Here is a 25,464-nt window from a genome sequence, read left to right on the forward strand (position 1 = left end):
TATGCGCATCCTGTTGGTGGAAGACGAGGCGCCGTTGCGCGAGACGCTGGCAGCCCGGCTGAAACGCGACGGCTTTGCCGTCGATGCGGCGCAGGACGGCGAAGAGGGCATCTATCTCGGCCGCGAGGTGCCATTCGACCTGGCCATCATCGACCTTGGCCTGCCCAAGATGTCGGGCATGGACCTGGTCAAGGCGTTGCGCGAGGCGGGCCAGCGCTACCCGATCCTGATCCTCACCGCGCGCGGCAGCTGGCAGGACAAGGTCGAGGGGCTGAAGTACGGCGCCGACGACTACCTGGTCAAGCCGTTCCACGTCGAGGAGCTGCTGGCGCGCATCAACGCGCTGGTGCGCCGGGCCAGCGGCTGGTCCAAGCCGATCCTGGCCTGCGGGGTGATCAAGCTCGACACCACCGCGCAGACGGTGACGGTGGAGGGCAAGCTGGTCGACCTCACCAGCTACGAGTACAAGGTGCTCGAATACCTGATGCTGCACGCGGGCGAACTGGTCTCCAAGGCCGACCTCACCGAGCACATCTACCAGCAGGATTTCGACCGCGACTCCAACGTGCTGGAAGTCTTCATCGGCCGCCTGCGCCGCAAGCTCGATCCGGAAGGCACCCTGAAACCCATCGAGACGGTACGTGGACGCGGATACCGCTTTGCCATCCCGCGCACCGACGGCGACGACGAATGAGCCATCGCCCGCGCGCCGCCCGCTGTCGCTGGCGGCGCGCGCGGCGATCGCCACCGGATTCGTGCTGGCCGGCTTCCTCGGCCTGGTCGGCCTGACCCTGTCGCAGGCGAACAAGGAGCGTGCGCTGAGCGCGCTGCACGACCGCCTGCAGAACTTCGCAATCGCCTACATCACCAACTTCGACGTCAACCGCTACGGCCGCATCCTGTCGCCGGACACCTCGCCGGATCCGAATTTCTCGCGCCCGGGTTCCGGCCTCTACGCGGTGGCGGTGGGCGACAAGGACTTCCGCTGGGAGTCACCCTCCGCGATCGGCCGTGACTTCAGTTTCCTGGTGCCGCTGGAGCCGGGCGCCAGCCGCTTCGTCGGCCCGATCGACACGCGCATGGGTCGCCTCTACTACTACAGCTACGGCGTGGCCTGGGACACCGAGGCGGGCAAGTCGGTGCGCTTCACCGTGATGGTGGCGCAGACCGAGGATCAGCTCGAGGGCGGCAACATGGCCTACCGGCGCGCGCTGGTGATCTGGCTGTCGATCCTGGGCGTGATGCTGATGGTGCTCCAGCTATTGCTGCTGCGCTGGAGCCTCACCCCGCTGCGCAAGGTGGCCAGCGACATGAGCCGGGTCGAGCGCGGCGACAGCGAGCAGTTGGACAGCCAGTACCCGCTGGAACTGACCGGCCTGACCGAGCGCATCAACGCCTTCATCACCAACGAGCGCGAGCAGCGCACGCGCTACCGGCACACGCTGGCGGATCTCGCGCACAGCCTGAAGACGCCGCTGGCGGTAATCCGCTCGCAACTGGAATCCACCACCGGCGAGGTGCTGGCCGGGCGCAGCACGGCGGTGCTCGATCAGGTGCGCCGGATGGACGAACTGGTCGCCTATCAACTGGCCCGCGCGGCCACCTCTGGCCGGCAGACTTTCGCCAGCGCGGTGCCGATCGCGGGCGCGGCCGAGGATCTGGTGCAGGGTCTGGAGAAGGTCTACGCGGCCAAGAACGTGTTGTGCGAGTTCGACATCGGCGAGGGCGCGGCGTTCTACGGCGAGCAGGGCGACCTGCTCGAACTGCTCGGCAACCTGCTGGAGAATGCCTTCAAGTGGGCCTCCCACCGCGTGTTGCTGGAGGTCAAGGCGCAACCGGAGCACGGGCGCAAGCGGCCGGGCCTCTACATCAGCGTGGAAGATGACGGCCCCGGCATCGCCGAGGACAAGATCGAGAAAGTCCTGCAGCGCGGCGTGCGCGGCGACGAGCGCGTGCAGGGCCACGGCATCGGCCTGTCGATCGTGCAGGACATCGTGCACGCCTACCAGGGCGAACTGGTGGTCGATCGTTCGCCGGAACTGGGCGGCGCACGCTTCAGCGTGCGGCTGGCGGCGAGCTGATCCTGCTCAGCGGCGACAGCCGCCGCACGGCTCCTCGCCGTCGGCGGGCGAGGGGCCGTAGAACGCGTGCAGCAGTTCGGCCACCGCCGGCTCGGTTTCGCGCAATACGGCTGGCTGCGAGTAGTGCAGCTCGCTGACCACGGCGAAATACTCGCCGGCGCTTTCGGTCGCGTAGTGGTCGATCGGCGCGTGGCCGGGGCCGGCGGCCAGCAGGCGGTCGTAGGCGCGCTGGAACTCCCCGATCCAGCGCCGCCGCGGAATCTCGCGCAATGGCGGCACGCCGTCGGGCGGGCCGTCGAGCATGTCCAGCTTGTGGGCCATCTCGTGCACGACCACGTTGTAGCCGTCCCACGGCTGCTCCAGGTCCAGTTGCACGTCGGCCAGGGACAGCACCAGCGGGCCATGCTCCCAGGCCTCGCCGATCAGCACCTCGTCGCTCTCGGTGACCACGCCGGTGTGGTCGTCATGGTGGCTGCGGCGCACCTTGAACTCGCCCGGGTAGATCAGCACGTCGCGCCAGCCGCGCAGGCTGGTCGCACCCTGCTGCAGTGCCGGCAGGCAGGCCTGCATGGCAATCAGCAATCGCCAGTAGTCGTCCAGTACCGCGCCGGCCAGCGCGTGAAAGCGCTTGCGCGCCAGGAAGATGCCGGCGAGCTGGCGCAGTTGCAGTTGTCGCGCGGGGTCCAGCCGACGCGCCAGCGGACAGGCCGCCAGGGCGCGCCGCCACAGCGGGTCGGCGATCGGTGCAGGTTCAAAGTGTGCCCGCAGGGATGTCCACCAACGGCGCGGCATGCCGCCGAACGCTTACTGGATCGACCCAGGCAGCAGCGATTGCCAACCCAGATGTGGCCGGGGCGCAGGGGCCGGTGCCGGCGAAGCCGCGCCGGAACGGTCGTTGCTGCTGCGCACGGCGCCGCTGGTGCTGCTGCTGCCGGGGCTGCTGTTCTCGCGGTTCATGCCCAGCACGTCGCCGGCGATGCCGTCTTCGCTATCGTGCGATGACGCGTTGCTTGCGGTTGGGCTGCCGCTGTCCACGCCCTGGCTATCGAGGCTGGCCGCTGCTGTCGCGCCGGCGAAGGCGAGGCACAGGATGCAAGCGATGATCCGGTGGGTGGCGCGCATGGCAGTGAAACTCCCCAGGCCGCAAGCGAAGAATCCGATCGTCGCAGAAACCGGGCGCTGCTGCCAGTGCAAGCGGCGGGCGCGCGTGCCGCAGTGCAGCGTGCGGCAGGCTAGAATGATTCGATGGTTCTTTTCTCCACCGTTCCCCTGCCTCGCGCTGCCCCCACGGCGCGCGCCGCCGCGCGCCGGGTTCGCTGATGCAGCCGCTGCAATTGCTGGCCTTGCTGGCTCCCGGCGCACCGCTTTCCGGCGCGGCGCTGGCCGAGCGCAGCGGGGTGACCCGGGCGGCGATCTGGAAGCAGGTCGAGGCACTGCGTGCGCGGGGCGTGCCGGTGCAGACCCGCGGCCGGGCCGGCTATTGCCTGCCGTGGCCACTGCAGATGCTCGACGCGCAGCGCATCCGCGCCGCCTTGCCGGCCGATGTCGCACGCACGCTGGGTACGCTGGAAGTGCACGACGAGCTCGACTCGACCTCCAGCGAACTGCAGCGGCGGCTTGCCGATGCAGCCGACCTTTGCGTGGTGCTGGCCGAATCGCAGAGTGCCGGGCGCGGCCGGCGCGGTCGCGACTGGCTGTCGCCGCCGGGGTTGAACATCTATCTCTCCTGCCTGAAACGATTCGGTGCGGGCTTCGCGGCGCTGGGCGGCCTGTCGCTGGCGATCGGCGTGATCGTGCTGCGCGCGCTGGATGAACTGGGCGTTGCCGGTGCGGGGCTGAAATGGCCGAACGATGTCTTGGCCAGCGACGGCAGCGGCAAGCTGGCGGGCATCCTGGTCGAGCTCAGCGGCGAATTCCAGGGGCCGTGTTCGGCGATCATCGGCATCGGACTCAACCTGCGCCTGACCCCGGCCCTGCAAGGCCAGGCCGGCCAGCCGGCCACCGACCTGGCCAGCCTGTGCGCGGGCGCGCCGCCGGATCGCAACCGCGTGGCCGCGGCGCTGATCGCTGCGTTGGCGCAAGGCCTGGCCGAGTTCGAGCGCGAAGGCTTCCACGCCTTCGCCGCCGACTATGCGCGCCACGACCTGCTGCGCGGCCGGCCGCTGCAACTCAGCGGAGCGCTCGGCACGTTCGACGCACTCGGCGCAGGCATCGACGCGCGCGGCGCCTTGCGGGTGCAACTGCCTGACGGCAGCGAGCGGCGCATCGACAGCGCCGACGTCACGGTGCGCCGCGCATGAGACTGCTGCTGGATCTGGGCAATTCGCGCCTGAAATGGGCGCTGCAGGGACCGTCGCCCGCATGGCTGGCGCAGGGCGTGCTGGAGTGGCGCGAGGATCTGGCCACGCTGCCGGATGCGGCGTGGGCGGGTTTTCCGCGATCGACCCAGGTAGTCGGCGCGTCGGTGGTCGACGACGCGCGCGAGCAGCGCGTTGCCGCCGTGCTGCGGCAGGCATTCGACAGCGCGCCCGAATGGCTGCGCACCCCGGCCAGCGCCTGTGGCGTACGCAATGCCTATGCCGAGCCACAGCGGCTGGGCGTGGATCGCTTCCTCGCCATGGTTGCCGCGCATGCCACCCATCGCGAGCCGTGCGTGCTCGCCAGCGCCGGCACCGCGCTGGTGCTCGATGCGCTGGCCGCCGATGGCCGGCACCTGGGCGGGTTGATCGCGCCGGGCGTGCAGCTGATGCAGCGCTCGCTGCTCGACGCGACTGCGCTGGTGCGCCCGCAGCGACCCGGCGACGTCCTGCAGCTGGCCGACAACACCGCCGATGCGGTGACCTCCGGCTGCTGGCAGGCCGCCGCCGCACTGATCGAGCGCTTCCATGCGCAGATGCGTCCGCGCCTGGGCGGCGAACCGGCGCTGATCCTCGACGGCGGCGATGCGCCGCGACTGGCGCCGTTGCTGTCGCTGCCCGTGCAAGTCGGCCAGGACAGCGTGTTGCGTGGCCTGGCATTGTGGGCGGATGCGCACATGCCGACGCCGGCCAGCCACTAGAATGAGTGGTTGGCGGTCTTGATGGGGGTTCGATGTTCCTGCGTCTGCTGTTTGTCCTGTTGAGCGCGCTGAATATCGCGGTCGGAGCGTGGCTGCTGCTGGGCCAGCCCTATCGGCACGTCGGCGACGCCACCGACCCGGGCGTGGCGCCACTGCAACTGTTGTCGGAACTGCCCGCGGCGGAAGGCACGATCGCGGTGCCCGAAACGCCGGCCGCGGCCGTCGATGCCTCGCAAGGCTTTCGTTGCATGGCGCTGGGGCCGTTTGACACGCCGCAGGACCTGCGCAGCGCGCGCCAGGCGCTGGACCGGCACGTCGCGCGCATGCGCTCGCGCCAGCAACAGACCACCCAGCCCAGCGCGTGGTGGGTCTACCTGCCCGCCGCCGCCAGCCGTGCGCAGGCGTTGCAGACGGCCCGCCAGCTTGCCGCGAAAAACATCAACGACTATTTCGTGGTCGGCTCCGGCGACCAGGCCAACACGGTGTCGCTCGGCCTGTTCCGCGACCCGGCCAATGCGCGCAAGCGCCTGGACCAGGTGGCCGCCGCCGGCTTTCCCGCGCGCATGAGCGAGCGCAGCGAAAGCGTCCCGGAGTACTGGCTCGACCTCGCCATCGGCGCCGCCCAACCCTTCGACTGGCGCCAGTACCTCGGCGCCAGCGACCTCGGCACGCAGGACATCCGCTGCTTCTGAGCGAGCGCAGCGCCCCGCTGCTAGAATCCCCGCCTGCGCCGGCATAGCTCAGTTGGTAGAGCAGCTGATTTGTAATCAGCAGGTCCCGGGTTCGATTCCTGGTGCCGGCACCATCCGCCTGCATGGCCGCCGCCGCGCCATCCGCCCGCGGCGCGCCGACTCCCCACAGCAACTGTAGGCCTGCGCTGACAGACCCGGCGCCAGGCCTCGACACATCCTTGGCAAGCTCCGGTGCGCCCCTGCGCGCATCGGTCTCTATTCTTCGGCCGAGGGGGCGCCCATGAGCGTGGTCCTGACCATCAAGGAAAGCCGCCACGGCCTGTGGCGCATCTGCAGCGGCCCGGACGTCCTGTTCGACCGCCTGCGCTTTGCCCATGCCATCCGCCTGGGTCGCGGCCTGGCCCGCGAGGAGCACGCCAGCTCCGGTACCGCCGCCCGCGTGGAGATGATCTGCAACGATTTCAGCATCCCGCTGGTGCAGTACGCCGAGGTACGCCGCTCCCCGATGACCGCCGTGTCCTGAGCCCAAAGCTTGGCGGTACGTTGCGGCGCGGCGTGCGTGCGTCGCGAAATTTGTTACGATCGCTTCAACGGCTACGCAGGGGTAGCCGGGAGTGATCGACATGCAAACACCGTATGTGCAGCCCGCCCTTTGGCGCGGCTTGCAGCTGTTTGCAGGGATGCTGTGGGGGAAACCGGCCAAACCAGCTACCGCGGGCGTGACAGCGCGTGCGGCGGGCGATCTGGTGACGTGGCGGGCCGGCGCGCGATCGCGCCGCGAGGATGAACTCGAACGCATGCGCGACGACGCACCTCTGACTTGACGGCGTCCTGACCCGGTTTCGGGCTCGTCGTTCCGGCGAAGGCAAGCTGTTGTCCGCAGCAGATCCGTCCTTGACGTCCACCGCGTCAAGGCGCAAGACGGGCGTTGCGTGGCCCACCTCGACACGCCCGCTTGCCCCTTCGTCGGTCCGGCGGAGGCTGGCATTGTCCTTCCGTCAGCCACCACACGGCGCGCGGGCCATGGCAGCCCACGGGCCTCGGGTTTCGCTGTCGTCGCAGGCCACCCGCCCGTCATGGGTGGTGGGTCACGCATCGCGCGTGACGCGGCCCCCACGACCTGATCCGTTAGACTTGCACCATGCGCGGCGGTCATCGCCGCGCATGCATTCTTGCGTCCACGACCGCGCACCATGTTTGCGCGATGTCCCGGTACAGCGCCATGGACGCCGCGTGATCCACCGTGCCGGTGCACCGCGTCAGCGTGCGCGCCGGACTCCACCGCAGGCAAGAACTTCATGAACACACAAACCGTTTCACTGATCGGCGTTCCCACCGACATCGGCGCCGGCCACCGTGGCGCCTCGATGGGGCCGGAAGCCATGCGCGTCGCCAACCTGGCCGCCAAACTCGAACAGCGCGGCCTGCAGGTAATCGACCGCGGCAACCTGCAGGGGCCGCTCAATCCGTGGCTGCCGCCGGTCGACGGCTATCGCCATCTCGACGAAGTGGCCGCATGGAATACGGCCGTCTATACGGCTGTTCGCCAGGAGCTTCAGTCCGGCCGCCTGCCGATCATGCTCGGCGGCGACCATTGCCTCGCCATCGGCTCGATCAGCGCGGTGGCCGACCACTGCCGCGAAACCGGCAAGCAGCTGCGCGTGCTGTGGCTCGACGCGCATTCGGATTTCAACACCGCCGAGGCGACGCCGTCGGGCAACATCCATGGCATGCCGGTGGCCTGCCTGTGCGGCCGCGGCCCGCAAGTATTGACCGGGATCGGCAGCCACACCCCGGCGATCACCCCCGACGTGATCCGCCAGATCGGCATCCGCTCGGTCGACTACGGCGAGAAGCAGCTCGTGCGCGAAGCCAACGTGGGCATCTTCGACATGCGCCGGATCGACGAGGACGGCATGAAGCGGGTGATGGAGCAGGCACTGGAAGGCATGGACGACAACACCCACCTGCACGTCAGCTTCGACGTCGACTTCCTCGACCCCAGCATCGCGCCCGGCGTCGGCACCACCGTGCGCGGCGGCCCCGGTTATCGCGAGGCGCAGCTGTGCATGGAAATGATCTCCGACAGCGGCCGGCTGGCCTCGCTCGACCTGGTCGAACTCAACCCCGCCTTCGACCGCCGCAACGCCACCGCCAAACTGGCAGTGGATCTGATCGAGTCGCTGTTCGGCAAATCCACGCTGATCCGCTGAAGCGGATCGCAAGACCGCTTCATGCGTGCACCATTCCTTCAATACGCGTGCAACGTGTTGACTGAGCAGATTCGTAGGGAAACCTCAGACTCTGCCCATCTTTCTGTGCTGGACTGGGGTCTGGAAACCGCCTAGCTATTTGTATGGGCCTCGCTCATCGAAGAAAACTAACAGGATCGGACTAGTGATTGCCGCGATCAGGTGGGCCAGCGAGGAGAGAAAAAACCTTCGTTGCTTGGCTTGCGACGATGCGTAGAACCTCAAACCCCAAGGCATGCCGCTAAAGAAGGCCCGCAGATACCACCGATTTGCGGCGGAAAAGTCATTTTTAGTATTCTGAAGCACATGGCCCATTATCATCATGGCCTTGGCATTCCCGTCGACAGAGACTGCTCTCTCGCATAAATCAAGAACCTCGTTTGCATTTTCCCTTTCGCTAAGTCTGTACAGCATTCTTGCCCGACCAATTAGGCCTTCACTTTGAAACTCGCCTTCTTCTGAAGATAGCTCGGAAAAAGCACTTAAAGCAACTGGGTTGTTGTTTCCACCAAAGGCACCTTCTTCTTCGAGCCTCGCATAGATATATCGCATTCCAGTAGCACTTGGAAATGAAGAAGGATCGGATTTAGATCTATCCAATAATTTTTTAACCTGATCAAAGTCATCCTTATCAAGGCAACGCATAATTTCACGAAGCTTTTTTTCCGCAAGATATAACTGACTAGTTGATTTCACGCGCTTGTCTCCGACTAATGCCGCCGACCATGGCCACCGTTACTTTATATAGGATGCGAGCCAGGGCGGGCTCTAGATTTTAGGCGGTGGCGGTGGCGGTGGCGGTGGCGATGGCGGCTCGGGCGGTGGCGGACGGCAGGCGATAGGGGCCACCACTGGACGGCACAGGAACGGCTGCGTCCAACCCCAGTGCCGTGGTGTCGCCTCGACCGGGCAGGTGGATGGCGATACCTTGCCAGGCTTCGCCGCGGGAGAAAGCCATGTTAGGCCCGAACGCCAAACCGGGAACGCTTCCCTGGGAGCAACGTTGCGCGCTCCAGCCAGTCGACGTCGGGTAGGTCGCGGCCATCAACGGCACATCGACATCCCAATTGCCCGTGCCTCGAAGCAGAGAGTCGTAGGGCTGGATATCGTCCTGCGGTTGCAGCTCAATGGCCAACGTGCGGGCAAGTTGCACAGGCAAGCCGAAATTGCCCGGCACGTCGATATCGGTGACGGAAAACGACGTCGAGCCATTTGAAAGGCTGACATGTTCGCCCGCAAAGCCGTTCTCTAACGCTGAAATTTGCTGAGTGGCCTTGATGCGCTTGGCATATTCGACCCATGTCGGAATGCCGCCTCCGCTGTCCAGTGCGAACGCCCTCGGCGCGGCACACAGCGGCACCAGCAAAACCATCAGACAAAATGCCACTCGCGTGGCAAACCCTTGCGGTAGCCGCATCGTGTTCCGAGCCATGCTTCCCCCTTTTCCCTGTGCCGCTTCGGCGGAAATCCCTCGTGCACAGGCCTTGCGTAGCCTTGCGCGGCGCGTGGTACGGCGTGTTCGCTCTCAATACTCGCCGCAAGTTCATGCGTCAAGGGGTTGCTGGCGGCAAGCTTTCGCCGTTGATGCAAGATCATGCATGAGGAGACGCATTGACCGCTCCCATGAGGCTGTGCAGGAGCTGCATAGTGGGCGCGCTCGTTGCCTGCCGGCGTGCTACCAGCCCCGCGGTTCAATCCGCGCGGTCCGATGTCGTAGACTGGCGTTTTCCTTGCGCGGCGCAGCATGAACACCCGAGTCCTTACCGGCATCACCACCACCGGCACCCCCCACTTGGGCAACTACGTGGGCGCGATCCGCCCCTCGGTCGAGGCCAGCCGACGGGCGGACGTGGATGCGTTTTTCTTCATGGCCGATTACCACGCCCTGATCAAGAGCGACGACGCGGCGCGGATCGAGCGGTCGCGGCTGGAGATTGCGGCGAGCTGGCTGGCGGCGGGGCTCGATCCGGCGCGGGTGACGTTCTATCGGCAATCGGACATCCCGGAAATCCCCGAGCTGACCTGGTTCCTCACCTGCATCGCGTCCAAGGGCATGCTCAACCGCGCGCACGCATACAAGGCGGCGGTGGACAAGAACGCCGCGGCAGGCGAGGACGCCGACGCCGGCATCACCGCCGGCCTGTACATGTATCCGGTGCTGATGGCGGCCGACATCCTGGCGTTCGATGCGCACCAGGTGCCGGTGGGGCGCGACCAGATCCAGCACATCGAGATGGCGCGCGATCTCGGCCAGCGTTTCAACCATCTGCATGGCCGCGAGTTCTTCGTGCTGCCCGAGGCGCTGATCGAGGAGCAGGTGGCCACGCTGCCGGGGCTCGACGGGCGCAAGATGTCCAAGAGCTACGACAACACGATCCCGCTGTTCGCCGGCGGCAGCAAGGCGCTGCGCGAGGCGATCATGCGCATCGTCACCGACTCGCGTGCGCCGGGCGAGCCGAAGGATCCGGACGACTGCGCGCTGTTCACCATCTTCCGCGCCTTTGCCAGCGAGACCGAAACGGCGGCATTCCGCCGTGCGTTGGAGGAAGGGCTGGGCTGGGGCGAAGCCAAGCAGGTGCTGTACGAGCGCATCGAAACCGACGTGGCGCCGATGCGCGAGCGCTACGACACGCTGATGGCCGACCCGGCCGCGATCGAGGTGATCCTGCAGGAAGGCGCGCGCAAGGCGCGGGCGATCGCCACGCCGAAAGTGGCCGGCCTGCGCGAGGTGCTGGGTTTGCGTGCGATGCGCACGGCTGGCGCAGCGGCGGGCCCGGCGCGGCCGGCGAAGGTGCAGCGCGTCGCACGGCTGGCCAGTTTTCGCGACGACGACGGCAGCTTTCGTTTCCGCCTGTTCTCGGCCGAGGGAGAGGAGCTGCTGCTGTCGGTGCCGTTCGCCGACCCCAAGGCGGCGGGTGCAAGCCAGAAGCGCCTGAAGCAGTTGGGCGCCACCGCGGCCGTGGTGCAGGTGCGCGGCGCGAATCTGGTGCTGGAGATCGATGGCGAGGCCGTGGCGAGCACGCCGGATTATCCGGACGAAGCCGCGCGCGAGCAGGCGCTGACGCGCCTGCGGCTCGCGCTGGACCAGCTCGCGACGCAGGATTGAATGGCCGCGGTGCTCTCGCCGTTCCGACTCGCCGCCGCGCCCTGAAAGGAGATATCCGTGCGTTACCTGTCCATCCTGTTGCTGGCCCCCTGGCTGCTGGTGCTGTGCGTGATCTACTGGATCTGGCCGCGCAGCCTGCCGCGAACGGCGGGCCGGCGCACGTTCGACGTGCTGGTGCTGCTGCTGGCCGGCATCGCCACCGCGCTCGCCGCGCTTGCCGGTTTCGATTCGGCCGTGCTGCCGGAGCCGGGCGAATTCGGCCCGGTCAGCGGGTCGATCTGGCAGCAGGTGCTGCCCGCGTTGTGGGGCTACGGCGCATTTGCCGCGGTGATCGTGCCGGCGCTGGTGCTGCGCCAGTGGTGGTGGGGGCACAAGCGCTGATCGTGTCCCGGCGCGGCGCGGGCCGCGCCTGCGTCATGCCCTTTGCATGACCAATGGCCGTCGAGGAATTCAAACCTTCGCGGCAAGCTGTGCATCTACCCCATGCCGAGCGCGCCGGTTCCACTGCGCCGCGCGGCATTCTTTCCCCGTGGATTCCCCGACATGCGCCTTGCATGCCTGTTGTTCCTGACCCTGGCCGCGGCCTCGGCGCCAGCGCTCGCCGTCGAGATTGACGGTCACATCCAGCCGGCCGAGTGGGCCGGCGCACGACACATCACCGATTTTCGCCAGACCCAACCGCTCAACGGCCAGCCCGGCACGCTGCATACCGAGGCCTGGGTGCTGGCGACGCCGGAGGGGCTGGCGGTGGCGTTCCGCTGCGACCAGCCACCGGAGGTGCCGCGCACGCGCCAGCGCGTGCAGCGCGATTTCGACGACCAGGTGGACCGCGTCAACGTGATGGTCGACTTCAACGGCGACGGGCGCACCGGCTACGATTTCGTGGTCAGCTCGACCAACGGCATCAACGATGCGGTGATCACCAACGAGAGCCGGTTCAACAAGGACTGGGACGGCAGCTGGCAGCACGCGGTGAGCGAAGATGCGGCCGGCTGGAGCGTGGAGATCCTGATCCCCTGGTACACCGCGCCGATGCATGCGGCGAAGGAAGGCCAGCGCACGCTCGGCATCTATCTCGATCGCGTCACCGGCTCCACCGGCGAACGCGACGCATGGCCGGTGGCCAGCTTCATGCGCCCGCGCTTCCTGTCCGAGTTCGAGCGGATCGAGGTGCCGCAGTACCACCAGTCGCTGTTTGCGATCACGCCGTATGCGTCGGGCCTGTACGACAACGTGCGCGGCCGCAGCCATTTCCAGCAGGGCGCCGACATCCTGTGGAAACCGAACGGCCAGTTCCAGCTGACCGCGGCGTTGAACCCGGATTTCGGCCAGGTCGAGAGCGACGACCTGGTGGTCAACTTCGGCGCCACCGAAACCTACGTCAGCGACAAGCGCCCGTTCTTCACCGAGAACCAGGGCATCTTCGATTTCAGCCTACTCGACGACAACAGCCAGCTGGTCTACACGCGCCGCGTCGGTGGTCCTTCGGACGATGGCATGGGCGCGGCGGACATCGACGCCGCGGTGAAGCTCAACGGCAGCGTCGGCACCACCAGCTACGGCGTGCTGGCCGCCGACGAGGACGGTCAGGCCGGGCGCTTCTTCGGGGCCGCGCGGGTGACCCACGACTTCGGCACGCAGAGCCTGGGCATGCTGCTGACCCGCGTCGACCGGCCATGGCTGGATCGCGAGGCGACCGTGCTCGGCGTCGATCACCACTGGTAGCCCACCGCGCAGCTGACCATCGCCACCAACGTGGTGGCCAGCGACATCCTGCAATCGGGAACGCACACGCGCGACAGCGGCGGCACCGTCATCGCCGACCTGGAAATGGGCGACGGCTGGCGCCAGCAATGGCTGGGCATGCACTTCGGCGACCGGCTGCAGGTCAACGATTTCGGCTACCTCGAACGCAACAATTTCAACTACGCCCACTGGGAGGTGCGCAAGCGCTACGCCTCGCTGCCGGCGGACTCGGCCTACAGCTCGCACGACTGGCATTTCCGCGTCGACGCGCTGGACAACGACCACGGCCTGCGCCTGCGGCGGCAATTGCGCATCCGCCGCACCAGCACGTTGCGCGACGGCACCACCGAGGATGCACAGCTCAACGTCAACACGGCCGGCTGGGACGACTTGCTGACGCGCGGGCATGGCGCGCTGTTCCTGCCGCCGTCGCTGGATTTCTTCTACGAGCGCATCAGTCCGCGCCACGGCGATTGGGCGTTCAAGCTGGATGCGGAGGTTTTCACCGGCGGCCTCGGCGGCAACCGGCAGGCCGCCTTCGACATCGAGTTCGTGCCCACCTACTTCATCAACGACGCCTTCAGCGTGTACGCCGGGCCGTCCTGGCAGCGCATTCCGGACTGGCTGGTCTGGCAGCACGACAACCTGATCGGTCGCTTCGACCAGCACACGCTGCAACTCGATGCCGGTTTCGACTGGGCCATCGACCCGCGCCAGGAACTGCGCGTGAAGCTGCAGGCGATCGGGCTGGACGCTCGCCTGCGCGGCGGCTACCGCGTCGGCGCCAGCGGTCGCGCCGAGGCCAGCGACGAGCCGATCGACGACTTCAACGTGCGCAACCTCGGCCTGCAGATCCGCTACCGCTACGAGCTGGCTCCGCTGTCCTACCTGTACGTGGTCTACGGCCGCGGCGGTTACGCGATGGATGGCCTGGCGCGCCACACGGGCGATGTCCTCGGCAACAGCTTTGCGTTGCGCGACGACGAGCAACTGCTGGTCAAGCTGAGTTACCGCTTCGACATGTAGCGGCGCGCGTCGTCGCATCCGCGCGACTTCCGTGGGCGCTCCACCCGGATCGAGGCGGCGCAGTGCGAGAATGGCCGCATGGTCGCGCTCAAGTATCTCCAGGCATACCCCGCCACGCTGCAGGGCAAGGTGCGCGCGCTGATCGCGCAGGAGCGCCTGGGCGAGCACCTGGCCAGGCGTTACCCGGCGCGCCACGACGTGCAGAGCGACAAGGCGCTGTATGCCTACGTGGCTGCCTTGAAACAGAAGCACATGAAGAATGCACCCGGCATCGACAAGGTGCTGTACGACGCCAGGCTCGACGTGCTGCGCAACGCGCTTGGCCTGCACACCGCGGTCTCGCGCGTGCAGGGCGGGCGGCTCAAGGCGAAAAAGGAGATCCGCGTGGCCAGCCTGTTCAAGGCCGCTGCGCCGGAGTTCCTGCAGATGATCGTGGTGCACGAACTGGCGCACCTGAAAGAGATGGAGCACAACAAGGCGTTCTACCAGCTGTGCACGCACATGTTGCCGGACTACCATCAGCTGGAGTTCGACCTGCGTGTCTACCTGACCTGGCGCGAGCTGCCGTCGAACGACACCACCCCCTCGCAGGCATGACGATGGACAGCGCGGCGTTGCAGAAATACCTGTTGCAGTTGTTCGAGCGCCACGACGTCGAGCTGGAAGCGGACGAGGACGGCTGGCTGGTCACCGACGGCGATTTTCCGGCGATCCGCGCTGCCTGGCATGCGGGTGCGGCGAGCGAGCCCGGCCGGCTCGACGTCGACGTGGTGCTGAGCGAGGAGCGCTACATCGAGGAGAGCTTCGCCGGAGCGGGCGGCGGCGACACCGGTTGCCGCGACGCGCTGCGCGCGTTCGAGCACGATGCGTTCCACCCGCTGCTGGCCGCGTGCTGGTACGTCACCGACGACCGCCGCATGCGCATTGCCGCGTGGGAGATCGGCGTGCGCACGTGGGACGTGTTCATCGGCCCGTTCAGTGCACGCGGCGCGGATGCCGCCAGCATGCCCACCGAGGCGCTGGCGTCGATCGAGACGGCATTGAAGCGCGAAGCGCTCAGCCCCGAACTGCACTGGGTTCGCCTCGTGCACAGCCATGCCGCGGATGGCGATTCGCGCTGCGAGGCACTGCTCGACAACGAGCTGTGGACCGCCGGCACGCTGGCGCTCGCCAGCGTCGCATGGCCGCAAGCCGGCGACTACAGCGCGCGCTGTTTCCTGTTGCTGGACGTGCGCGATTATTGAACGGGCGCCACCCGCCGGGCACGCGCGAAGTCTTCCGGTTTGGGTGGTGAATCCCTGGCGGGCATGGCGCAGCGATAGCAAGCTGGCGCTACCGCAGATGCGGCAACCACAGCATCATCGACGCGGCGAAGATGCCGGCTGCCGTCAGCAGCGTCGCGGCAAACAGGCTCGCGGCCATGGCCGTGCGTCCGCGCGACCCGCCTCGTTCCTGCGCGTGGAAGTAGAGCTGGAGCACGGCCAGCGGCAGCAGGTACTGGGCGAACGCGAGGATGGTGAGCGCCGGCCCGGTGAACGTCTCCGGGTCGAAACCCGCCGGCCCCTGGTTCAGCAATATCCAGAACGTCAGGCCGATGCGGAAGAACCACACGCCGCTCACCGCCAGGAACAGGCGCAGCGCCCAGCGCCGATGCAGTGCGAAGCGACGGTCCATGGCGTGGCGCAACGCCATCGCCGCGCACAACAGGATCAGGATCGCGTTGATGCTGATCGCGACGTGCTGCCATGGGCCGCCCACCTTGGTTCCCGTCCATACCATCGCCAGGCCACCCACGCCCATCACGAACGCCGAGGCGAGATAGATGCGTCCGTTCCAGCGATGGAAACGCGGGAACCGCCGCCGCACGCCCGTCGCCAACTGAAGCAGGCCGCCGATGGTGATCAGCGCCGCGAAAGCCAGGTGCGCGGCCACCGCGGCGTTGTGCAGCGGATCTCCCGCCACGTGGGCGCGTGGAAAGATCCGGTTCCAGGCGTCGAATTGGCCGAGCAGCGCGGTGCGGCCGTAAAAGCCGAACAGGTACGCGACGAAGATCAGCTGGCCCAGTCCGGCCACCACGAACCAGCCCGTCGCCGCGGCCTGCAGCACGGATTTTCCGTGCGCAGGTGGTCGCGTGCCAGCGAAGGCCGCCGCCGGTGAATTGCGTATCCGTGGATCGGAGGCGCAAAGGCTGTCGCTGGCAGGCGTCGTCGCGTCGGGCGGAGGAGTCATCGGGCCGGTTCCGGAGTGCATTGCCCGGCAGTGTTGCCAGTGGCGGCATTGCCGGGAACACGTCAGGCGACGGACGGCGGTTTGAGGTTGCCGAGGCACGGTGGGAGACGACGGCGAGCGCTGCCGCCGACCGGTTTCCCCGCGCGCCGGCCTGCGCGCCCGAAGTCGGAGGGCAGCGCCTCGACTTCCTCGCCCTCAAGTGCGAACGGATCTGGATCGGGTACGGCGGTACTGCGCGTCGCCGGTAGCGCAGGATGTTGTCCGGGAACGGGCGGGCCGTGCCCGCCCGCGAGCGTGAAAGAAACAGGGCACCCGCGGGCGCCCTGTTTTCTGCCGGGGGTCGCCCGCTCAGTTCGGCAGGGACAGATCGTCCAGCAGCGCCTTGAGGAAGCGGGCGGCTTCGCCGCCGGTGGCGGCGCGGTGGTCGAAGGTCAGGCTGATCGGCATGCGCCGGTGCACTTCGATGCCGCCCATCACCGCCACCACGTCGTGGCCGAGCTTGCCGGCGCCGATGATGGCGACGGTCGGCGGCACCACGACGGGCGTGGCGTAGCGGCCGGCGAACATGCCGAAGTTGCTCAGGCTGATGGTGTAGCCGGACAACTCGGAGGCCGGGATGGTGCGGTCCTCGACCTGCGTGCGCAGGCGCTTGATCGCGGTGCGGATGCCGGCCGCGTCGAGCATGTCGGCGTTGCGCAACGCCGGCACGAACAGGCCGTCGTCGGTGTCCACCGCGATGCCGATGTCCACCTGCGGGTGCAGCGTGCGGGTGAGGTTCTTGCCGTCGAACCACGCGTTCAGCGCCGGCACCGTCTTGCACGCGGCGACGATCGCGCGGATCAGGCGCGCGGTGATGTCCTGCTTGCCGATCCAGGCGTGCAGGTCGGCGTCGTCGACCAGGGTGGTCGGCACGACCTGCGCGTGGGCGTCGGCCATCACGCGGGCCATGTTGCGGCGCACGCCCTTCAACTGTTCCGGCTGGCCGCTGGCGGTGACGCTCGGCGGCGCGGTGCGCACCGGTTTGCCGGCCAGCGAGACCGGGCTGCGTTGCGGTTCCGGCCGCGGCAGTTCGGGCGCCAGATGGCGTCCGGCAGAGGCCGGCACAGCGCGTGCCGGCGCGGCACCGAGCGCGGCGGTGCCGTTCGCGGCGGCGTCCTTGACGTCCTTCATCGTGACCACGCCGCCGGCGCCGCTGGGGCGCACGCGGGAGAGGTCGACCTTGAGTTTCTTCGCCAGCGCGCGTACCGCCGGCACCGCCTTCACGCCGCCGATGCTGGCGGCCTGCTCGACGTGCACGGTGTTGCCGCTGACCATCGCGCCGACCACGGTGCCTTCGTCCTCGCGCTCCTTGCCGGTCTGCGCGATCTCGCCGCCTTCGTCCGAGGCGATCACCTGGTCGTCGGCGTCGTCCGGGTTCGGCGTGGGCGTGCCGACGCCGGCGGCCGGCTTTTTCGGGCCGTGGTGGTGGCCGGTGGCCTCGGCCTCGGCGCGCTGCTTGGCGTTCGGATCGGGTTCGAACTCGGCCAGCGCGGCGCCGGTCTCGATGATGTCGCCGGGTGCGCCATGCAGCTTGACGACCTTGCCGGTGTAGGGCGAGGGCACGTCGACCACCGCCTTGGCGGTTTCCATCGAACACAGCGGCGCGTCGAGCTTGATGGTGTCGCCCACCTTCACGTGCCATTCGACCACGGTCGCGTCGGGCAGGCCTTCGCCGAGGTCGGGGAGGTAGAACGTCTTGATGTCAGCCATTGGTTTTTCCGGGAATAGGGAATAGGGAATGGGGAATCGGAAGAGCGGGCGGGCATTGCGCTTTGGCTTTGCCCATTCCCTATTCTCTATTCCCGATTCCCGGCGGCAAGCTCAGCTTGCCGCCAACGTGCGCTTCGCCGCGTCGACGACGCGTTCCACGCTCGGCAGGTATTTCATTTCCAGGCGGAACAGCGGGATGTGGGTGTCGGGGCCGGTGACGCGTTCGACCGGGGCAAGCAGGTCGTAGATGCATTCCTCGGCCAGGCGAGCGGCAATCTCGGCGCCGAAGCCGGCGGTCTTGGGGGCTTCGTGCACGATCACGCAGCGACCGGTCTTGGCCACCGACTCGGCGATGGTGTCGAAGTCCAGCGGGGTCAGCGTGGCCACGTCGATCACTTCGGCGCTGATGCCTTCGGCGGCCAGCGCGTCGGCCGCTTCGAGCGACTCCTTCACCTGCGCGCCCCACGTGACGATGGTGACGTCGCTGCCGTCGCGCAGCACGAAGCACACGTCCAGCGGCAGGGCTTCGCCATCGTCCGGCACCTCTTCCTTGTACTGGCGGTAGATGCGCTTGGGCTCGAAGAACATCACCGGATCGGGGTCGCGGATCGCGGCCAGCAGCAGGCCGTAGGCGCGCGCCGGGGAGGAGGGCAGCACCACGCGCAGGCCGGGGATATTGGTGAACAGGTGCTCGTTGGCCTCGGAGTGATGCTCCGGTGCGCGGATGCCGCCGCCCCACGGCGCACGCCACACGGCCGGCACGGTGAGGCGGCCGCGGGTGCGGTTGCGCATGCGTGCCGCATGGCAGGCGATCTGCTCCATCATCGGGTAGATGAAGCCCTCGAACTGCGCCTCGGCGACCGGCTTCATGCCCTGCACGGCGAGGCCGACGGTGACGCCGGCGATGGTGGTTTCGTCCAGCGGCGTGTCGAGCACGCGCAGTTCGCCGAATTTTTCCTGCAGGCCCTGGGTGGCGCGGAATACGCCGCCGTTGACGCCGACGTCTTCGCCCAGCACCACGACCGATTCGTCATGGGCCATTTCGTAGGCGAGCGCCTGGGTGACCGCTTCGATGAGAGTGATTTGTGCCATGGCTTAGTGGGCCTTCTGGTCAAGCGAGAGAACGTGGTCGCGCTGTTTTTCGAGGTCGGCGGGCAGCTCCGCGAAGGTGTAGTCGAACATCGCCGAGACCGGCTGGGTCCTGGTTTCCAGGTACGCGTTGACCTCGTTGTCCATCCACTCGTCGCATTCGGCCTTCCACGCCTCTTCCTTGGCGTCGTCCCACACTTTCTTCTTCACCAGCCAGTTGCGCAGGCGCTTCATCGGCTCCTTGGCCCAGGCCTCGTCGACCTCTTCCTTGCCGCGGTAGCGACGCGCGTCGTCGGCGGTGGTGTGGTCGCCCAGGCGATAGGTGACCAGTTCCAGCACGCTGCCGCCTTCGCCGTTGCGCGCGCGATCGAGTGCGTCCTCCATCGCCTTGCGCACCGCGATGATGTCGTTGCCGTCGACCTGGATGCAGAACAGGCCGGCCGCGATGCCCTTCTGTGCCAGCGTCGGCGCACCGGACTGGATCTTGCGCGGCACCGAGATCGCCCACTGGTTGTTGACGATCACCGCCACCAGCGGCAGGTTCTGCGCGCCGGCGATGTTGATCGCGCCGTAGAAATCGCCCTTGGACGAACCGCCGTCGCCGATGGTGCACACCGCCACGCGCTTCTCGCCGCGGATCTTGAACGCCAGCGCCGAGCCGGCCGCGTGCAGGCATTGCGTGGCGATCGGCACGCTCCACGCGAAGTCGTGGCGCGCCGGCTCCTTCTGGTAGTCGTTGCCGCGTTCGTCGCCCCCCCAGTACATGTAGACCTCGCGCGGCTGCACGCCGCGATACAGCTGCGCGCCGTATTCGCGGTAGCTCGGTGCGTAGACGTCTTCGGGCTTCATCGCGCTGCCGATGCCGACATGGGCAGCCTCGTGGCCGAGGCAGCTGGCGTAGGTGCCCAGCTTGCCGGTGCGCTGCAGCGCGATCGACTTGGCGTCGAACACGCGGGTGGACAGCATCAGCTTGTACAGCTCGACCATGTGGTCGAGGTCCTTGGCGAAGGCCGGGAGATCCTTGCGGACTTCCTTGCCTTCGGCATCGAGGTACTGCAGGTATTCGATTTCAAACTTGGCGGCGATGGTCACGACTCGCTCCGGAGTGAGTACAGAGGAAAACCTGGTGGCGCATGTCCCGCCGGTTGCGATCGGGCCGCAAACGACTGCGCAAGACCGCGCTTGATAACAGGCTGGCATGTTGCACTGCAAGGTACAGTGCAGCATGCGTGGCGGTATGGAAGGGCGGTTGCGGAGCCCGAAACCCCTGCAGGAGAGCACTCCGTGCGCGATGCTTCCGCGAATCCCGGATTCCGTTCCGGAAAGCATCGCGCACGGGGAGGGCTGCGCCTCTGTCCTGGATCAAGGTTCATGCGTCGCCCCAGCCGTTACCATGCCCGTTTCCGATGACACGACGGAACACCATGAGCGACAACCAGCGCGATCTCGAAGCGGGCATCCAGACCGACCTCAACGGACAGATCACCTACGGCGGCTACCTGCAGTTGGACACCTTGCTGTCGGCGCAGCAGCCGCTGAGCAATCCGCCGCATCACGACGAGATGCTGTTCATCGTGCAGCACCACGTGGCCGAGCTGTGGATGAAGCTGATGCTGCACGAGCTCACCGCCGCGGTGGCGCACCTGCAGCGCGATGATGTCGATGCCTGCCTGAAGATCCTGGCGCGGGTGAAGCAGGTGCAGCGCCAACTGTTCGAGCAATGGGCGGTGCTGGAGACGCTCACTCCGTCGGAATACCTGGAGTTCCGCGGCGTGCTGGGGCCATCGTCGGGTTTCCAGTCGCTGCAGTACCGCAAGATCGAGTTCACCTTGGGCAACAAGAATGCGGCGATGCTCAAGGTGTTCGCGCATGACCCGGTCGCGCAGGCCGGATTGCGTGCGGTGCTGGAGGCACCCAGCCTGTACGACGAGTTCCTGCGCTACCTGTCGCGCCGCGGCCATGCGGTGCCGGCCGAGCTGCTCGATCGCGACTGGACCCAGCCCTACCGCCGCAACGCGGGCCTGCTGCCGGTACTCAAGCGCATCTACGAGGGCCGTGCGGATTTCTGGCCGGAGTACCACCTGTGCGAGCAGCTGGTGGACGTGGAGGAGAGCTTCCAGCTGTGGCGCTTCCGCCACATGAAGACGGTGGAGCGCATCATCGGCCATCGCCGCGGCACCGGCGGCTCGTCCGGGGTGAGTTTCCTGAAGAAGGCACTGGACCTGGAGTTTTTCCCCGAGTTGCTCGACGTGCGCACCGAACTCGGCGTCTGACGACGGCGACTCGCTCAGCCGGAAACGGCGTCGAGCGCGTCGGCGTCGATGCCGAACTCGCGCGCCAGCGCCGCCGCGCCCAGCGGGGTAGGTGTCAGTGCGCGGCTGCTCGGCCGCCGGCGCAGCCAGCCGACCCGATCGATCATGCCGTGCGCCAGATCGCGTCCCAGCGTACCGCCGACGTGATGGCGGCGTTCGGTCCAGTCCAGGCATAGCCGGCCGCGCAAGGTGGCCGGGCTGTCGGCGGCCAGCAGGTCGAGCCGCTGCAGCGCGTCGCGTCCTGCCCGGCTGAGGCCGCAACCGTCGCCATCGAGTTGCAGCCAGCCGCGTTGCAGCAGCGATTCGCGCAACAGCACGCCGAGCTGGCCGGCCAGATGGTGGTAGCACAACCGCGCACGCCACAGCGACGGATCGCCCGGCCGCTGGCGCGGTGGCGGTCGTGGCATCAGGCTGGCCATCGCCTCCAGGGCGGCGGCCACGTCGGCATTGGCCAACCGGTAGTAGCGGTGGCGGCCCTGCGGCTCGACCGCGACGAAGCCCTCGGCGACCAGTCGCGCCAGGTGCGCGCTGGCAGTGGCGGCACTGATGCCGGCCAGTTGGGCCAGCTCGCCGGCAGGCAGGGCGACGCCATCCAGCAGGGCTGCGAGCATCGCGGCGCGGCTGGGTTCGGCCAGTGCGGCGGCGGGTTTGAACAGGTGTTCGGGCCAGACGGTTTTGCGCATGCCCGCAGTGTAAGTCGGCGGCCGCGGGGAGGTTTCGTCGCGCGACGAAGCATGGCGGTGGCGACGGTGCGCCGGCGTGCCGCGGGTTGACGGCGCGCCGTGGGCCGGTTACATCTTCGACGCAATATCTTGCGACCACGCCGGCCGCAGCTGGCGCATCACTCTCACGGAAACCCCATGACGACGAGCAACTCCACGGCCGCGCCGCTGCCGGAATACCCGCAACTGCTTGGCCACCCGCGACCGCTGTGGATGCTGTTCATGTCGGAGTTCTGGGAGCGCTTCGCGTTCTACGGCATGCGCTGGGCGCTCACGCTCTACATCGTGGCGCAGTTCTGGGACGGCAACGACGCCGGCCAGGCGGATGCCAGCCGCACCTACGGCGCGTACCTGGCGCTGGTCTACGCCACCGCGGTGTTCGGCGGCTACGTGGCCGACAAGATCCTCGGCTACCAGCGCTCGATCCTGCTCGGCGCGGTGGTGATGGCGGCCGGCCTGTTCATGATCATGCTGCCCAGCCACGAGGTGTTCATGCTGGGCCTGGCCACGATCATCGTCGGCAACGGCCTGTTCAAGCCGAACATCTCCTCGATGGTCGGCCAGCTCTACGCGCCGGGCGACTCGCGCCGCGACCGCGGCTTCACGCTGTTCTACATGGGCATCAACGCCGGTGCGCTGATTGCGCCGGTGCTGACCAGCATCCTGGCCAACAAGGTGTTCGGCACGCCCGGGCACCACAGCTACAACGTGGTGTTCGCCGCCTCCGGCGTGGGCATGCTGATCAGCCTGGTGTGGTTCTGGTTCGGCCGGCGCCAGCTCGGTCCGGTCGGCCGGCCCTCCCCGGAGATGGCCAACCCGATGCGCGTGGTGTACGTGGCGATTGGCGTGCTGGTGGCGATCCCGCTGGTGTACCTGCTGATGGATCGCGCCGGCGCGGTGGTGCTGCAGTGGCTGCTTACCGCGCTGTTCCTGGGCGTGGGCGTGATGCTGGTGATCGAGGCGATCCGCACCGGCCGCGTGCAGATCCAGCGGGTGATCGCGATGCTGATCATCTTCACCTTCAACGTGCTGTTCTGGATGTTCTTCGAACAGGCCGGCAGCTCGTTCAACTTCCTGGCGCAGCACATCGTGGATCGCGACCTGGGCGGCTGGATGTTCCCGATCGGCTGGTTCCAGTCGGTCAACCCGGTGGCGATCGTGCTGCTGGCGCCGCTGATCGCACTGGCCTGGGGCTGGCTGGACAAGCGGCGCATCGAGCCGTCGATCCCGCGCAAGTTCGGCCTGGGCCTGATCGGCAACGCGCTGGGTTTCGCGGTGCTGATGTATGCCTTGTCCAGCCTGGTCGGCGACAACGGCATGATTCCGCTGTGGACGCTGGTGCTGTGCTACGTGCTGCAGACCGCCGGCGAGTTGTGCCTGTCGCCGATCGGCCTGTCGATGGTGACCAAGTTGGCGCCGGTGCGGCTGGTCGGGCTGGGCATGGGCGGCTGGTTCCTGTCCACCGCGATCGGCAACAACCTGGCCGGCCTGTTCGCCGCCCACGTCAGCGGCGAGTCCGGCATGACCGTGGACTCGGCCCTCTCCGGCTACACCTCCGGCTTCTGGATCCTGCTCGGCGGCGGCGTGCTGCTGTTCCTGCTCGCGCCGCTGATCAACAAGCTGATGCACGGGGTTAGGTGAAGGCAGGGAATAGGGAGTAGGGAATAGGGAATGGTCAAAGCGGCAACGCGAAGCCTCGTCCCGCTCTTCCGATTCCCGATTCCCGATTCCCCACTCCCTGACTCTCAACCATTGACGCGACGCTTGGCGCCCGGTTACATCTGGGCGCTTGCGGCTGCCTCACGCATGCCGATGAAGGACTTGCATGAGCCAGACCGGTACCGTCGACGTCGTCCCGACGCCTGATTTCCCGCCATTGCTCGGGCATCCGCGACCGCTGTGGATGCTGTTCATGACCGAGTTCTGGGAGCGCTTCGCGTTCTACAGCGTGAGCTGGGCGCTGGCGTTGTACATCGTGGCCGAGTTCTACCACGGCGACAGTTCGGGCCAGGCCTGGGCCAGCGCGATCTTCGGTTCGTACACCGCACTGATCTATGGCACCGGCATCTTCGGCGGCTGGGTGGCGGACAAGTTGATCGGCTATCAGCGCACGATCCTGCTCGGTGCGGCGGTGATGGCGGCGGGACTGTTCGTGCTGGCGCTGCCCGACCGCGTGATGCTGCTGCTCGGGCTGGCGCTGGTGATCGTCGGCGACGGCCTGTTCAAGCCGAACATCTCCTCGATGGTGGGCCAGCTCTACGGCCGCGACGACCCGCGCCGCGACCGCGGCTTCACCCTGTTCTACATGGGCATCAATGCGGGCGCGCTGATTGCGCCGCTGCTTACCGGCTGGATGGCCGCGCAGTTCACCGCCACCCCGCTGGAGCAGAATTACCGGCTGGTGTTCATCACCGCCGGCGTGGGCATGCTGCTGAGCCTGCTGTGGTTCTGGTTCGGCCGGCGCCAGCTCAAGGGCGTGGGCCGGCCTGCGAACGGCGCGGAAAGCCGCTGGCGCGTGCTGTGGGTGGCGGCCGGCGCGCTCGCCGCGGTGCCGGTGATGTACTGGCTGCTCTCGGGCATCGGCGCGCGCGGCCTGCAATGGGTGCTGGGTGCGCTGTTCGTGGTGGTGGCGGCGATGCTGCTGACGGAGGCGGCGCGGCACGGCCGGGTGCAGACCCGGCGGGTGATCGCGATGCTGATCATCTTCGCCTTCAACGTGCTGTTCTGGATGTTCTACTACCAGCTCGGCACCACCTTCAATTTCCTCGCCGAGAACCTGGTGGATCGCCGGCTGTTCGGCGGCTGGACCTTCCCGGTGGGCTGGTTCCAGTCGGTGAGCCCGCTGGCCATCATCGTGTTCGCGCCGCTGGTGGCGGCGGTGTGGGCGTGGCTGGACAGGCGCCGGCGCGAGCCCTCGATCCCGCGCAAGTTCGGCTTCGGCCTGGTCTTCAACGCGCTGGGTTTCCTGGTGCTGGTGTACGCACTGGGACAGCTGCTGGGCACCGACGGGCTGATCCCGTTCTGGCCGCTGGTGCTGTGCTACGTGATGCAGACCCTGGGCGAGCTGTGCCTGTCGCCGATCGGCCTGTCGATGGTGACCAAGCTGGCGCCGCCGAAGCTGGTGGGCTTCGCGATGGGCGGCTGGTTCCTGTCACTGGCGGTGGGCGGCAACCTGTCCGGCCTGTTCGCCAGCCGCATCACCGGCACCCACGGCCTCACCGCCAGCGCCGCACTCGACGGCTTCACTTTCAGCTTCTGGCTGCTGCTCGGCGCCGGCGTGCTGCTGCTCGCCATCGCGCCGCTGGTGAACCGGTTGATGCACGGGGTGCGTTGAGGCCGGGAATGGGGAATAGGGAATGGAGAATCGTCAAAGCTCACGCCGCGGCGCTGTGCTCTCCCATT

The 25,464-nt window shown here is 67.5% G+C and carries 26 protein-coding genes and 1 tRNA gene; 18 read left to right on the forward strand and 9 right to left on the reverse strand.

All coding sequences use genetic code 11. From position 1 onward, the window contains the following. Position 1 precedes the first annotated feature (1 nt). Positions 2–694, forward strand: a complete 693-nt coding sequence (locus tag ACFCQI_RS09880) for a response regulator transcription factor (RefSeq protein WP_136259750.1) — start codon at positions 2–4, stop codon at positions 692–694. Continuing rightward, on the forward strand, positions 660–2,081 hold the full coding sequence (locus ACFCQI_RS09885; protein ID WP_395121329.1) for an ATP-binding protein: 1,422 nt from the start codon (positions 660–662) through the stop codon (positions 2,079–2,081). The genes ACFCQI_RS09880 and ACFCQI_RS09885 overlap by 35 nt, the downstream gene beginning before the upstream one ends. Before the next feature lie 6 nt (positions 2,082–2,087). Here ACFCQI_RS09885 and ACFCQI_RS09890 read toward each other — a convergent pair whose 3' ends face one another. Beyond that, positions 2,088–2,873: a zinc-dependent peptidase gene (locus ACFCQI_RS09890; protein WP_395116212.1), complete on the reverse strand. Its 786-nt coding sequence runs from the start codon at positions 2,871–2,873 to the stop codon at positions 2,088–2,090. Positions 2,874–2,885: 12 nt separating this feature from the next. Then, the gene (locus ACFCQI_RS09895; protein ID WP_395116214.1) at positions 2,886–3,203 is read right to left on the reverse strand and encodes a hypothetical protein; all 318 of its coding nucleotides are present in this window, start codon (positions 3,201–3,203) and stop codon (positions 2,886–2,888) included. Between the two features lie 197 nt (positions 3,204–3,400). Here ACFCQI_RS09895 and ACFCQI_RS09900 point away from each other — a divergent pair, with 197 nt between their 5' ends. The 7 genes from ACFCQI_RS09900 to rocF all read left to right on the forward strand — a co-directional run bounded on the left by ACFCQI_RS09900 (position 3,401) and on the right by rocF (position 8,044). Next, positions 3,401–4,381 carry a biotin--[acetyl-CoA-carboxylase] ligase gene (locus ACFCQI_RS09900; RefSeq protein WP_395116216.1) on the forward strand — a complete coding sequence of 327 codons (981 nt, stop codon included), beginning with the start codon at positions 3,401–3,403 and terminating at the stop codon, positions 4,379–4,381. Then, positions 4,378–5,139 carry a type III pantothenate kinase gene (locus tag ACFCQI_RS09905; RefSeq protein WP_395116217.1) on the forward strand — a complete coding sequence of 254 codons (762 nt, stop codon included), beginning with the start codon at positions 4,378–4,380 and terminating at the stop codon, positions 5,137–5,139. The genes ACFCQI_RS09900 and ACFCQI_RS09905 overlap by 4 nt, the downstream gene beginning before the upstream one ends. A 32-nt stretch (positions 5,140–5,171) precedes the next feature. Continuing rightward, positions 5,172–5,831 (forward strand): SPOR domain-containing protein, encoded by a 660-nt coding sequence (locus tag ACFCQI_RS09910; RefSeq protein ID WP_395116219.1) that lies wholly within the window; start codon positions 5,172–5,174, stop codon positions 5,829–5,831. Positions 5,832–5,868: 37 nt separating this feature from the next. After that, a tRNA-Thr gene (locus ACFCQI_RS09915) sits at positions 5,869–5,944 on the forward strand. Between the two features lie 167 nt (positions 5,945–6,111). Continuing rightward, positions 6,112–6,354, forward strand: a complete 243-nt coding sequence (locus tag ACFCQI_RS09920) for a hypothetical protein (protein WP_395116221.1) — start codon at positions 6,112–6,114, stop codon at positions 6,352–6,354. Positions 6,355–6,454: 100 nt separating this feature from the next. Beyond that, positions 6,455–6,655, forward strand: a complete 201-nt coding sequence (locus ACFCQI_RS09925) for a hypothetical protein (protein ID WP_395116223.1) — start codon at positions 6,455–6,457, stop codon at positions 6,653–6,655. A 474-nt stretch (positions 6,656–7,129) separates the two neighbouring features. After that, positions 7,130–8,044 carry an arginase gene (gene rocF / locus ACFCQI_RS09930; RefSeq protein WP_395116225.1) on the forward strand — a complete coding sequence of 305 codons (915 nt, stop codon included), beginning with the start codon at positions 7,130–7,132 and terminating at the stop codon, positions 8,042–8,044. Positions 8,045–8,179: 135 nt separating this feature from the next. Here rocF and ACFCQI_RS09935 read toward each other — a convergent pair whose 3' ends face one another. Together ACFCQI_RS09935 and ACFCQI_RS09940 are read right to left on the reverse strand one after the other, a co-directional pair. Next, a complete protein-coding gene (locus ACFCQI_RS09935) occupies positions 8,180–8,779 on the reverse strand; it encodes a hypothetical protein (RefSeq protein WP_395116227.1) in 600 nt (199 codons plus the stop codon). Between the two features lie 79 nt (positions 8,780–8,858). Then, the gene (locus tag ACFCQI_RS09940; protein WP_395116229.1) at positions 8,859–9,455 is read right to left on the reverse strand and encodes a hypothetical protein; all 597 of its coding nucleotides are present in this window, start codon (positions 9,453–9,455) and stop codon (positions 8,859–8,861) included. A gap of 372 nt (positions 9,456–9,827) precedes the next feature. On the opposite strand from ACFCQI_RS09940, the gene ACFCQI_RS09945 reads away from it, so the two are divergent. The 6 genes from ACFCQI_RS09945 to ACFCQI_RS09970 all read left to right on the forward strand — a co-directional run bounded on the left by ACFCQI_RS09945 (position 9,828) and on the right by ACFCQI_RS09970 (position 15,205). After that, positions 9,828–11,189, forward strand: coding sequence for a tryptophan--tRNA ligase (locus tag ACFCQI_RS09945; RefSeq protein WP_395116231.1), 1,362 nt, complete (start codon positions 9,828–9,830; stop codon positions 11,187–11,189). 57 nt (positions 11,190–11,246) lie between these two features. After that, positions 11,247–11,570, forward strand: coding sequence for a hypothetical protein (locus tag ACFCQI_RS09950; protein ID WP_395116233.1), 324 nt, complete (start codon positions 11,247–11,249; stop codon positions 11,568–11,570). Positions 11,571–11,732: 162 nt separating this feature from the next. Then, a complete protein-coding gene (locus tag ACFCQI_RS09955; RefSeq protein WP_395116235.1) occupies positions 11,733–12,914 on the forward strand; it encodes a DUF5916 domain-containing protein in 1,182 nt (393 codons plus the stop codon). Positions 12,915–12,947: 33 nt separating this feature from the next. Further along, positions 12,948–13,961, forward strand: coding sequence for a DUF5916 domain-containing protein (locus tag ACFCQI_RS09960; protein WP_395116237.1), 1,014 nt, complete (start codon positions 12,948–12,950; stop codon positions 13,959–13,961). 78 nt (positions 13,962–14,039) lie between these two features. Beyond that, positions 14,040–14,558, forward strand: a complete 519-nt coding sequence (locus ACFCQI_RS09965) for a YgjP-like metallopeptidase domain-containing protein (protein WP_395116239.1) — start codon at positions 14,040–14,042, stop codon at positions 14,556–14,558. Between the two features lie 2 nt (positions 14,559–14,560). Next, positions 14,561–15,205 (forward strand): DUF6348 family protein, encoded by a 645-nt coding sequence (locus ACFCQI_RS09970; protein ID WP_395121330.1) that lies wholly within the window; start codon positions 14,561–14,563, stop codon positions 15,203–15,205. A gap of 88 nt (positions 15,206–15,293) precedes the next feature. Here ACFCQI_RS09970 and ACFCQI_RS09975 read toward each other — a convergent pair whose 3' ends face one another. The 4 genes from ACFCQI_RS09975 to pdhA all read right to left on the reverse strand — a co-directional run bounded on the left by ACFCQI_RS09975 (position 15,294) and on the right by pdhA (position 20,120). Continuing rightward, a complete protein-coding gene (locus ACFCQI_RS09975) occupies positions 15,294–16,067 on the reverse strand; it encodes a DUF2306 domain-containing protein (RefSeq protein ID WP_395116241.1) in 774 nt (257 codons plus the stop codon). Positions 16,068–16,538: 471 nt separating this feature from the next. Beyond that, positions 16,539–17,939: a dihydrolipoamide acetyltransferase family protein gene (locus ACFCQI_RS09980; protein ID WP_395116243.1), complete on the reverse strand. Its 1,401-nt coding sequence runs from the start codon at positions 17,937–17,939 to the stop codon at positions 16,539–16,541. A gap of 111 nt (positions 17,940–18,050) precedes the next feature. Beyond that, on the reverse strand, positions 18,051–19,031 hold the full coding sequence (locus tag ACFCQI_RS09985) for an alpha-ketoacid dehydrogenase subunit beta (RefSeq protein WP_395116245.1): 981 nt from the start codon (positions 19,029–19,031) through the stop codon (positions 18,051–18,053). A 3-nt stretch (positions 19,032–19,034) separates the two neighbouring features. After that, complete coding sequence (gene pdhA, locus ACFCQI_RS09990) at positions 19,035–20,120, reverse strand: pyruvate dehydrogenase (acetyl-transferring) E1 component subunit alpha (protein WP_395116247.1); 1,086 nt, start codon at positions 20,118–20,120, stop codon at positions 19,035–19,037. 332 nt (positions 20,121–20,452) lie between these two features. On the opposite strand from pdhA, the gene ACFCQI_RS09995 reads away from it, so the two are divergent. Beyond that, complete coding sequence (locus ACFCQI_RS09995; RefSeq protein WP_395116249.1) at positions 20,453–21,301, forward strand: tryptophan 2,3-dioxygenase; 849 nt, start codon at positions 20,453–20,455, stop codon at positions 21,299–21,301. A 14-nt stretch (positions 21,302–21,315) separates the two neighbouring features. Here the strand turns inward: ACFCQI_RS09995 and ACFCQI_RS10000 are convergent, their stop codons facing one another. Continuing rightward, complete coding sequence (locus tag ACFCQI_RS10000; RefSeq protein WP_395116251.1) at positions 21,316–22,023, reverse strand: ArsR/SmtB family transcription factor; 708 nt, start codon at positions 22,021–22,023, stop codon at positions 21,316–21,318. 177 nt (positions 22,024–22,200) lie between these two features. Here ACFCQI_RS10000 and ACFCQI_RS10005 point away from each other — a divergent pair, with 177 nt between their 5' ends. Continuing rightward, a complete protein-coding gene (locus ACFCQI_RS10005; protein WP_395116253.1) occupies positions 22,201–23,703 on the forward strand; it encodes a peptide MFS transporter in 1,503 nt (500 codons plus the stop codon). A 184-nt stretch (positions 23,704–23,887) separates the two neighbouring features. Further along, on the forward strand, positions 23,888–25,396 hold the full coding sequence (locus tag ACFCQI_RS10010; RefSeq protein WP_395116255.1) for a peptide MFS transporter: 1,509 nt from the start codon (positions 23,888–23,890) through the stop codon (positions 25,394–25,396). Positions 25,397–25,464: the final 68 nt, after the last annotated feature.

The sequence above is a fragment of the Rhodanobacter sp. FW102-FHT14D06 genome (assembly GCF_043950705.1).
In the GTDB taxonomy this organism is placed as follows: domain Bacteria; phylum Pseudomonadota; class Gammaproteobacteria; order Xanthomonadales; family Rhodanobacteraceae; genus Rhodanobacter.